This is a genomic window from Stenotrophomonas sp. 05L414_2, from assembly GCF_056397905.1.
Window position 1 is genome coordinate 1 of sequence record NZ_JBFTOJ010000151.1, and the last position, 10,503, is coordinate 10,503.

At 67.1% G+C, this 10,503-nt stretch carries 8 protein-coding genes; all 8 read right to left on the reverse strand.

What is annotated here, in order from left to right:
- Positions 1–293: 293 nt before the first annotated feature.
- The 8 genes from AC1DJN_RS17450 to lpxD all read right to left on the reverse strand — a co-directional run bounded on the left by AC1DJN_RS17450 (position 294) and on the right by lpxD (position 10,308).
- Positions 294–1,253: an acetyl-CoA carboxylase carboxyltransferase subunit alpha gene (locus AC1DJN_RS17450; protein ID WP_025877686.1), complete on the reverse strand. Its 960-nt coding sequence runs from the start codon at positions 1,251–1,253 to the stop codon at positions 294–296.
- A gap of 129 nt (positions 1,254–1,382) precedes the next feature.
- Positions 1,383–2,246, reverse strand: a complete 864-nt coding sequence (locus AC1DJN_RS17455) for a hypothetical protein (protein WP_442251028.1) — start codon at positions 2,244–2,246, stop codon at positions 1,383–1,385.
- 58 nt (positions 2,247–2,304) lie between these two features.
- Positions 2,305–5,883, reverse strand: coding sequence for a DNA polymerase III subunit alpha (dnaE, locus tag AC1DJN_RS17460; RefSeq protein ID WP_478039606.1), 3,579 nt, complete (start codon positions 5,881–5,883; stop codon positions 2,305–2,307).
- Between the two features lie 215 nt (positions 5,884–6,098).
- Positions 6,099–6,770 carry a ribonuclease HII gene (locus tag AC1DJN_RS17465; RefSeq protein ID WP_442251029.1) on the reverse strand — a complete coding sequence of 224 codons (672 nt, stop codon included), beginning with the start codon at positions 6,768–6,770 and terminating at the stop codon, positions 6,099–6,101.
- Positions 6,767–7,969, reverse strand: coding sequence for a lipid-A-disaccharide synthase (gene lpxB / locus AC1DJN_RS17470; RefSeq protein ID WP_223482669.1), 1,203 nt, complete (start codon positions 7,967–7,969; stop codon positions 6,767–6,769). The genes AC1DJN_RS17465 and lpxB overlap by 4 nt, the downstream gene beginning before the upstream one ends.
- A gap of 53 nt (positions 7,970–8,022) precedes the next feature.
- On the reverse strand, positions 8,023–8,814 hold the full coding sequence (gene lpxA, locus AC1DJN_RS17475) for an acyl-ACP--UDP-N-acetylglucosamine O-acyltransferase (RefSeq protein ID WP_025877677.1): 792 nt from the start codon (positions 8,812–8,814) through the stop codon (positions 8,023–8,025).
- 19 nt (positions 8,815–8,833) lie between these two features.
- Positions 8,834–9,289 (reverse strand): 3-hydroxyacyl-ACP dehydratase FabZ, encoded by a 456-nt coding sequence (gene fabZ, locus AC1DJN_RS17480; protein WP_025877675.1) that lies wholly within the window; start codon positions 9,287–9,289, stop codon positions 8,834–8,836.
- Complete coding sequence (gene lpxD, locus AC1DJN_RS17485) at positions 9,286–10,308, reverse strand: UDP-3-O-(3-hydroxymyristoyl)glucosamine N-acyltransferase (RefSeq protein WP_032975782.1); 1,023 nt, start codon at positions 10,306–10,308, stop codon at positions 9,286–9,288. The genes fabZ and lpxD overlap by 4 nt, the downstream gene beginning before the upstream one ends.
- Between the last annotated feature and the right edge of the window lie 195 nt (positions 10,309–10,503).

Genomic DNA, 10,503 nt, shown 5'->3' on the forward strand with positions numbered 1-10,503 from the left:
GCTAAAAGGCGGACCCAACGTCAAACGCCACACCTGCACCCAGTAGATCCACGCCATGCGTGGATGCTTTTCGCTCTGCTTTCCCAATCCGCCTTCAAGCGAGCCGAGCACCGGAGGTCCGGCAAGGGCGTAGAGGCGCGGATGTTTGAGCGTAGCGAGTTCCGCGCCGTCCCTTGGCGGACTGAGGAGCGCAGGGAACCGGTGTGCAGAGCACACCGGCTCGCGGCTGGCGGAGCGTTTCTTTTGGTTACTTTTCTTTTCGCGAAAAGAAAAGTAACGCCTCGAGCACAGGCTCAGGCCGCCTCGTAAGTACCGTAGCTGCGCAGGCGCTTGTAGCGCTGGTCGAGCAGCTCTTCGGTGGACAGCGCATCCAGCGCGTCCAGCTCGTTCAGCAGCACGGCCTTCAGTCGCTTGGCCATCTGCGTCGGGTTGCGGTGGGCGCCGCCGGTCGGCTCGCGCACGACCTTGTCGACCAGGCCCAGGCCCTTCAGGCGCGGCGCGGTCAGGCCCAGCTGCTCGGCAGCATCCTTGGCCTTGCCGGCATCCTTCCACAGGATCGAAGCACAGCCTTCCGGGGTGATGGTCGAGTACACCGCGTATTCCAGCATCACGGTACGGTCGCCCACGCCCAGCGCCAGTGCGCCGCCCGAGCCGCCTTCACCGATCACGGTGCAGATGATCGGCACCTTCAGTTCGGCCATCTCGATCAGGTTGCGCGCGATCGCCTCGGACTGGCCGCGTGACTCGGCATCGATGCCCGGCCAGGCGCCGGCGGTGTCGATCAGGGTCAGCACCGGCAGGCCGAAACGCTCGGCCATCTTCATCAGGCGCAGCGCCTTGCGGTAGCCCTCGGGCTTGGGCATGCCGAAGTTGCGCTTGATCTTTTCCTTGGTGTCGCGGCCCTTCTGGTGGCCGATGACCATCACCGAGCGGCCATTGATGCGGGCCAGGCCGCCCATGATCGCCTTGTCGTCGGCGAAGGCACGGTCGCCGGCCAGTTCCTGGAACTCATCGCAGATGATGCGGATGTAGTCGGCGGTGTACGGGCGCGACGGATGGCGGGCCAGCTGCAGCACCTGCCACGAGGTCAGGTTGCGGAAGATCTGTGCGGTGCGCACGCGCAGCTTGTCCTGCAGCGCATGCACTTCGGCCTCGACATTGACCGCCGGCCCGGCACTGGCGTTGCGCAGTTCCTGGATCTTGGCTTCCAGGTCGGCGATGGGTTGCTCGAAGTCGAGGTAGTTCGGATTCATCGGAAGCCGTCGTGTAAAGAAGAGGGGAATTCTAGCCGAATGCGCAGGAACGGCCCGTACGCCTTCGTCTGGAAGCCGACGGTAGCGCAGTGGGGGCCGGCGGCGCCAGTCGGTCCGCCGGCCGCCGGTTCAGGGCAGGACCAGCGCGCTGCGGGCCATTTCGGTACTGCGGATCGTCACGAAGTCGTTGTAGGCCTCGTTGGCCGCCACCGGCAGCTTCGCGCCGAGCGTCATGGTGGCCTGGGTGAAGGCCATCTGCGCCTGGAAGTCTTCCTTGCGCAGGGCCTTCTGCTCGCTGGCCGTGCTGGCCTTCAGCCAGCGGGCATAGATGTCGCGCACCGGACCGGCATGGGCCTCGAAGGCCGGGTCCAGCGCGGGCAGCGCCGGCGCGGGTTCCAGCGTGTAGGCCGGGGCCACGTAGCCGGCGGGCTGCTCGCGCTTGTAGGCACCGGGTTCGCCCATGCTGGCCTCGATGTAGGTGATGAATTCCGGCGCGGTGAAGATCTTGGTGCTGATCCGGCCGCCGGTCGAGTCCACGTGCGCAACCACCTGCTCCTCGGGGAACGGCTCGCGCACGCCGAAGTTCCAGGTCTTGTCGATGAACAGGCCGTGGTGCTTTTCGAACGGTCCCTTGAACTCGACACCGCCCAGCTCGATGCCCAGGCCGCTGACGCCGAAGTTCTTCAGCTTGTCCTCGCCGGTCACATAGATCTCGCGCGCCGTTACGTACTCGCTGAGGCTGGGATTGATCAGGCCGCCGCGGCCGTCGGCGTAGACGATGAAGCGCACATCGCCCAGGCGGTCGGTATGCAGGTGATGCTCACCGGCAGCCAGGCTGATCGGTCGCGACGCGTGCGCAGCCACCGGCAGGTCCTTGCCATCGATGCTGATCGCCAGCGGCGCATCGGTCGGGTTGTCGATCTCGAAATCGACCTTGGAGGAACAGCCGGCCAGCGCGAGCGCGGCCATCATCGGCAACAGCAGGTTCTTCATTACGGGCAATCGTCCTTGACGTATGCAGCGGGAAAGCGGAAACGGGGTGGGGCCAGCCTCAGCTGGCCCATGGCGGGCTGTAGCGCACCTTCAGCGTGCGCACGGCTGGTTCGGCGCGCAGCGCCTCCATCAGCTTGGAATCGACGCGCACCGCGCTCTGCCCGGAAACATCGAGCATGCCGGCGATGCCGCCATCGGGGCCCTTCAGCAGCAGGTCCAGGCGCAGGGGCGTGCGGCCGGGGCGATGGCGGTCGAGCAGGGCGTCGATGCGCTCCCACACCGGTCGCTGATGGCGCAGGTCCAACCGCAGCGACAGGCGCGTGGCGTAGTTCGCACAGACCTCGTCGAAGTCCCAGCACTGGCGGATGCGCAGTGCGAAGCCGCCATTGAATTCGTCTTCGCGCAGGCCGCCCTTGACCACCAGGATACGGTCCTTGGTCATCAGGTGGCCGAACTCGGCCATGGCATCGGAGAACGCGCTGCATTCGACGCGGCCACGGCCATCTTCCAGCTGGATGAAGATCTGGCTCTCGCCCTTGCGGCGCACGCCGACCACCTGGCCGGCAAGCACGGTCTGCACTTCCGGACGCCAGCGCTTCTCGCCGCCACCACTGTTGCTGTTGGCGCTCCAGATCTTTTCCACCGAGCCGAGGTCGGTACCGACCAGATCGCGCACGTCATCGCGCCACGGGTCGAACGGGTGGCCGCTGAGGTAGAAGCCCAGCGTGTCGCGCTCGCCGTTGAGGCGCTGCAGCAACGGCCATTCGTCGGTTTCCTGCAGCTCCAGGTGGATGGCCTGTACGCCCGGCTCGGGGCCGCCGAACAGCGAATTCTGGCCGGACGCACGCTCGCGCGCCATCTGTTCGGTGGCCTTGATCACTTCCGGCAGCTGCAGCATCAGCGAGGCACGGTTGTGGCCCAACTCATCCAGCGCACCGCAGTTGATCATTGCTTCCAGCGTGCGCCGGTTGAGCTTGGCCGAACCGATGCGGGTGCAGAAATCGAGCAGATCGGTGTAGTCGCCGCCGCGAAGGCGTTCCTCCACCACCGCTTCGCAGGCACCCTGGCCGACGCCCTTGATCGCCCCCAGGCCGTACTGGATCGTGTCCGGCGTAGACGCTTCAAACATGAAGGCGGACTGGTTCACCTTCGGCGGCAGCACGGTCAGGCCGAGGTTGCGCACCTCGTCCAGGAAGCCGACTACCTTTTCGGTGTTGTCCATGTCCGAAGACAGCGTCGCGGCCATGAACTCGGCCGGGTAATGGCGCTTGAGCCAGGCCGTCTGGTAACTCACCAGCGCGTAGGCGGCGGCGTGCGACTTGTTGAAGCCGTASYCGGCGAACTTCTCCATCAGGTCGAAGATCGCATCGGCCTTGGCTTCGCCGACGCCGTCCTTGGCCGCACCTTCGCGGAAGATCTCGCGGTGCTTGGCCATTTCCGCCGGCACCTTCTTGCCCATCGCACGGCGCAGCAGGTCGGCGCCGCCCAGCGAGTAGCCGCCGACGATCTGCGCCATCTGCATCACCTGCTCCTGGTACACCATGATGCCGTAGGTGTCGCGCAGGATGCGCTCGGTGCGCGGATCGGGATACTCCACGTCTTCGCGCCCGTGCTTGCGGTCGACGAAGGAGGGAATCAGGTCCATCGGGCCGGGTCGGTACAGCGACACCAGCGCGATCAGGTCTTCGAAACGGTCGGGCTTGGCGTCCTTCAGCAGGCGGCGCATGCCCGAGGATTCGAACTGGAACACCGCGCCGGTATTGCCCGASGCGAAGATGTCCTTGTAGGTGGGCGCATCGTCCAGCGGCAGCTGGGTGATRTCCACCGGCGGAATGCCGGCGCGCTCRTGRCGCTTGTTGATCGCCTTCACCGCCCAGTCGATGATCGTCAGCGTGCGCAGGCCGAGGAAGTCGAACTTCACCAGGCCGACTTCTTCAACGTCGTTCTTGTCGAACTGGGTGACCGGATTCTTGCCGCGGCCGTCTTCATCGTGTTCGGCAAACAGCGGGCAGAACTCGCTCAACGGCTCGGGCGCGATCACCACGCCACCGGCGTGCTTGCCGGCGTTGCGGGTCAGGTCTTCCAGCTGTCGTGCCAGGTCGATCAGGTCGCGGACGTCGTCCTCGCTCTGATAGCGCTGGATCAGCTCGGGCGAAGCCATCTCGCTGTCCTTGCCCTCACCCATAGCATCCTTCAGCGAGATGCCGAGGATGTTCGGGATCAGCTTGGCGACGCCGTCGACCAGGCCGTAGGGGAAGCCGAGCACGCGGCCGGAGTCGCGCACCACCGCCTTGGCTGCCATGGTGCCGTAGGTGATGATCTGGCTGACCCGCTCGCGGCCATATTTGCGCGCAACGTAGTCGATGACCTCGTCGCGGCGGTCCATGCAGAAATCGATGTCGAAGTCGGGCATCGACACGCGTTCGGGGTTGAGGAAGCGCTCGAACAGCAGGTTGTACGGCAGCGGGTCCAGATCGGTGATCTGCAGTGCCCACGCCACCAGCGAACCCGCRCCCGAACCACGGCCCGGGCCGATCGGAATGCCCTGCGCCTTGCCCCACTGGATGAAGTCGGCCACGATCAGGAAGTAGCCGGGGAAGCCCATCTTGATGATGGTGTCCAGCTCGAACTCGAGGCGGTCGCTGTAATCCTGCGCGGTCATGCCGGGCGCGATGGGATTCTTTTCCAGGCGTGCGGCCAGGCCCTTGCGCGACTCGCTGCGGATCCAGCTGTCCAGCGTCTCCTCGTCGGGCACCGGATAATCGGGCAGGAAGTAGGTGCCCAGGCGCATCTCGATGTTGCAGCGCTCGGCCAGCGCCAGCGTGTTGTCGATCGCATCGGGGATGTCGGCGAACAGCGCGCACATCTCTTCGGCCGACTTCAGGTACTGCTGGTCGCTGTACTCGCGTGGGCGCTTGGGGTCATCCAGCACGCGGCCGGTGGAGATGCACACGCGGGCTTCGTGCGCGCTGAAATCGGACGGTGACAGGAAGCGTACGTCGTTGCTGGCGATCACCGGCAGGCCACGCTGGCCGGCGGCCATCAGCGCGAACTGGTTGAAGCTCTCTTCGCCATCGCGGCCGGTGCGGGTCAGCTCCAGGTGCAGGCCGTCGCCGAACACGCGCTGCCAGTCGGCCAGCTGCTGTTCGGCCAGATCGTGCTTGCCATCCAGCGCCAGGCGCCCGGCCAGACTCTCACGGCCGGCCAGGGCGAACAGGTTGGCGTTGCCGGCCTTCAGCCAGTCCGGATGCACCGCCACGCCGCCCTCGGGGCGATGGCCTTCCATCCATGCCCGGGTCAGCAGACGCGACAGGCTGAGGTAGCCCTCGCGGTCGCGGCACAGCAGGGTCATCCGCCACGGGTCCTGGCCTTCTTCGGCGATCATCACGTCGGCGCCGGCGATGGGCTTGATGCCCACGCCTTCGGCGGCCTTGTAGAACTTGACCAGGGCGAACAGGTTGTTGAGGTCGGTCACCGCCAGCGCAGGCAGGCCGAGTTCGACCGAGCGCGACAGCAGGTTGGCCTGCTTGGCCTTCTTCGGGTCAGCCTGGTCCGGCTTGGCCGGCACGCGGATGGTGGAGTCCGCCAGCGAGAACTCGGTGTGGACGTGGAGATGTACGAAGCGGGAGTTGGACATGCCGGACCAGGTTGGAGCGCGCAGGCCCCGGGTGCAGACGCGGGAATCGTCGCCGGGGTCGGGAAGCGCTGGAGTGCCCGGTCAGGGTAGCGAGGGCAGGGGGTTGCGACAAGGACTTGACGGTGCGCGATATCGCCAATGCCGCCGGGCATGGCACGGCGCTACCGGGGACGTTCATGTTGCCGTGGTAGCGCAGGGCCATGCCCGGCGAACGTTCAGGCGATCGCGATGGCGGCCGCCCCAGCCGGCGGCGCCTCCAGGCACTCGCGCACCGGGGCGAAGCTGCGCCGGTGCTCCGCGCACGGGCCGTGTTCACGCAGGGCGGCCAGATGCGCCGGGGTGCCGTAGCCCTTGTGCTGGTCGAAGCCGTACTGCGGGTGGCGTGCGTGCAGGTCCAGCATGTAGCGGTCGCGCGAGACCTTGGCCAGGATCGAGGCCGCCATGATCGCGCGGTCGATGCCATCGCCGCCGACCAGCGCCTGCGCCGGCAGCATCAGCCCCTTGGGCACCACGTTGCCGTCGATGCGGGCGAAGCCGGCCACGTGGGCCACCGCCGCGACGACATCGCGCATGCCCTGCAGCGTGGCCTGATAGATGTTCAGGCGATCGATGGCTTCCACGTCCACCAGCACCACGTGCCAGGCCAGGGCGCGGTCGAGGATGCGGTCATGCAGCTGCTCGCGGCGGGCCGCGGTCAGCTGCTTGGAATCATCCAGGCCGTTCAGTCGTGGCCGCTGTGGATCGAACACCACTGCTGCCACCGCGACGGGGCCGGCCAGCGGTCCGCGTCCGGCTTCGTCGACACCGGCGATGCGGTGGCCGGGGTCGATCACCGCGGCACCATCGAACAGGGCCAGGCTGGCGGCTGCGGCGTGGCGGCGGCTCATGCCTTTTCCTGGCCGCGCACCAGCAGCTCGCCAACGGCATCGGCTGCGCGCGCCGATGCATTGCGGCGCAGGCGTTCATGCAGGCGCGCGTAGGTGCCCTGCAGATCGGCGATCCGCTGCGGATGGTCGAACCACTGCTGGATGGCGGCGGCCAGTTTTTCCGGCGTGCAGTCGTGCTGCATCAGCTCTGGCGCCAGGTCCTGGCCGGCCAGGATGTTGGGCAGGGCGAAGCGGTCGACCTTGATCAACCCCAGCGCCTTCACCAGGCGGTACGTCAGTTCGTTGACCCGGTAGCCGACCACCATCGGACGCTTCACCAGCATCGCCTCCAGGGTGGCGGTACCGGAGGCCAGCACCACCACGTCGGCGGCGATCATCGCGTTGCGTGCCTGGCCGTCCAGTACATGCGAATAGGCCACCGGCAGCGCCGAGCGTGACAGCTGCTCTTCGATCAGGCGCCGGCAGGCCGCGTTGGCCGCCGGCACCACCACGTGCAGGCCTGGAATGCGCTCGGATACCTGCCAGGCGGCCTCGAAGAAGGCTTCGCCGAGCTTGGATATCTCGCCCAGGCGGCTGCCGGGAAGCACGGCCAGCACCTTGGCCGAGGCGGGCAGGCCGAGCTCGATCCGGGCCGCTTCCCGGTCGACGTGCAGCGGGATGTCATCGGCCATCGGATGGCCGACGAAGCGCGCGTCGATGCCGTGCTTGGCGTAGATCGGCGGTTCCATCGGGAACAGGCACAGCACCAGGTCGGCGCTGCTGCCGATCTTCTCGGCACGCTTCTCGCGCCATGCCCACACCGAAGGGCTGACGTAGTGCACGGTGCGCACGCCACGCTGTTTCAGCCAGCGTTCGATGCCCAGATTGAAGTCCGGAGCGTCGATGCCGATGAACACATCCGGTTGCCACTCCAGCGCACGCTGGCGGAAGGCCGAACGCAGCTTGAGCAGCCGCGGCAGATGGCGCAGGACTTCGGTCAGGCCCATCACCGCCAATTCGCTGGCATCGTGCCAAGTCTGGCAGCCGGCGCTGCGCATGGCATCGCCGCCGATGCCGGCGAATTCGGCATGCGGGAAGCGGGCCTTCAGTTCGCGCACCAGGCCTGCGCCGAGCAGGTCGCCTGAGGCTTCGCCGGCGACCAGGGCGATCCGCAACGGGCGCTCGCTGAGCACCCGGTGTGCAGGCACGCTGCCGGCCATCGAGGCCAGCGAAATCACCTCGGCGCCGGCCGGCGCCTGGCCGGTCGCGCTGCTCATCGCAGCAGGTGCCTCTCGGTGTGCTCGATGAAGTCCAGCATCGACTTGACGTCGTCACTGTCGCGCGCCTGCTCGGCCAGCTGTGCCTTGGCTTCGGCCAGCGGCAGGCCCGCCACGTACAGCGTGCGGTAGGCACGCTTGATGGCGGTGATGCGTTCGGGATCGAAGCCGCGACGCTTCAGGCCCTCGCTGTTGATGCCGCGCGGGCGGCCCAGCGAGTCGGTGCCGACCATGGTGAACGGCGGSACGTCGCCATTGGTCAGCGCGCCCATGCCGAGGAAGGCATGTGCACCGATGCGGCAGAACTGGTGCGCACCGGCGAAGCCGCTGATGATCACGTAGTCACCCACGGTCACGTGCCCGGCCAGCGTGGTGTTGTTGGAGAACACGCAGAAGTTGCCGACGTGGCAATCGTGGGCCACGTGCGTGTAGGCCAGCATCCAGTTGTCATCGCCGATGGTGGTGATGCCACCGCCGCCGCCAGTGCCACGGTTGAGGGTGACGAACTCGCGGAACACGTTGCGGTCGCCGATCACCAGTTCGGTGCGTTCACCGCCGTACTTCTTGTCCTGCGGTTCGCCGCCGACCGCGACATGGCCGATGAAACGGTTGTCGCGGCCGATCCGGGTCGGGCCATGGATGCTGCAGTGCGGACCGACCTCGGTGCCGGCACCGATCTCGACGTCCGGCCCGATGATCGTGAACGCGCCCACGCGGACATCGTCGGCCAGGCGCGCCGACGGATCGATCACGGCAGTGGGATGGATCAGGGGGGCGTTGTCGCTCATCTCGGACCTCCAGCCAGGGTCATTCGCGGGTGCCGGCGCACAGCACCTCGGCGCAGGCGACGACTTCGCCGTCGACCTTGGCCACGCAGTCGTACACGGCCATGTTGCGGATCACGCGCTTGATCTCCACGTGCATCTCCAGCACGTCACCGGGCACCACCTGCTTGGTGAAGCGGGCCTTGTCGACCTTGACCATGTAGAACAGCTTGGACTGCGCATCGCGGCCCAGCGTCAACTGGGTCAGCACGCCGCCGGCCTGGGCCATGGCTTCGATGATCAGCACGCCGGGCATGATCGGCTGGCCCGGGAAGTGGCCCTGGAAGAACGGCTCGTTGATGCTGACGTTCTTGGTCGCGACGATCGTGCGCTTCTCGTAGTCGATCGACACCACCTTGTCCACCAGCAGGAACGGGTAGCGGTGCGGAAGCAGCGTCTGGATCTGCGCCATGTCCGGCAGGGTCTGGGTGTGGCTCATTCTTTCTCCTTGCTCACAGACAGGATGCGACGGGCCAGGGCATCGAGCTGCTTGAAGCGCGCGGCATTCTTGCGCCACGTGCGGTTGTCGGTCAGGGGCGTGCCGGAGGAATACTCGCCCGGCTCGGTGATGGAGTTGCGGACCACCGATTTGCCGGTGATCACGACCTTGTCGCAGATTTCAAGATGACCGACGACGCCAACGGCGCCGCCGAGCAGGCAGTAACGGCCGATCTTGGCGCTGCCGGCAATGCCGGTGCAGCCGGCGATGGCCGAGTGGGCGCCGATCTGCACGTTGTGTGCGATCTGTACCAGGTTGTCCAGGCGGACGTCCTCGGCCAGCACGGTGTCTTCCAGCGCGCCACGGTCGACACAGGTGTTGGCGCCGATCTCGCAGTCGTCGCCGATGCGCACGCCGCCAAGCTGCGGCACCTTGATCCATTTGCCAGCGTCCATGGCCAGGCCGAAGCCATCGGCGCCCAGCACGGCGCCGGGATGGATGCGCACGCGCTTGCCCAGCTTGACGCGGGTGACCAGGGTGACGCGGGCGATCAGTTCACAGCCGCTGTCGAGGGTGCAGTCTTCGCCGATGATGCTGCCGGCGCCGATGATGCAGTTCTCGCCGATGACGCTGCGTGCGCCGATGGTGACGAACGGACCGACGTGGGCGCTGGCGGCGACCTGCGCCTGCGGATCGATCACTGCGCTGGGATGGATGCCGGGCGGGCGGGTCGGGGCGATGTCGAACAGCGCGCCGATCTTGGCAAAGGTGGTGTAGGGGTCCTTGGCAACCAGCGCGGTGCCGGGAGCCGCGTCGGCATCCTCGGCGCGCAGCACCACGATGCCGGCCTGGCTGTCGGCCAGCTGGGCGCGGTAGCGCGGATTGGCAAGGAAGGTCAGCTGGCCGGCACCGGCATGGGCGAGGGTGGCCACGCCATCGATGGCGGTGCCTGGGTCGCCATGGACCTGCAGGCCGAACTGATCGGCGAGTTGCTGGGCGGTGTAGGTAGGAGTATTCACGGCGGGAGTTTAACGTGTGACGCCATTGCGGTCATGCGGGAGCGGTTCTGCGGCCAACGGCGGGGCCCCTCGTGGCTGGCAGAGTGAGGCCCGAGGGCCGGGTCGGACGGGTGGGGCCCGCGAGGGACGGCGCAAGTACGTCCCTGTAGCCTTGGTCGCCGCATCCATGCGGCTCACACCCTCGCGGGCCCCACC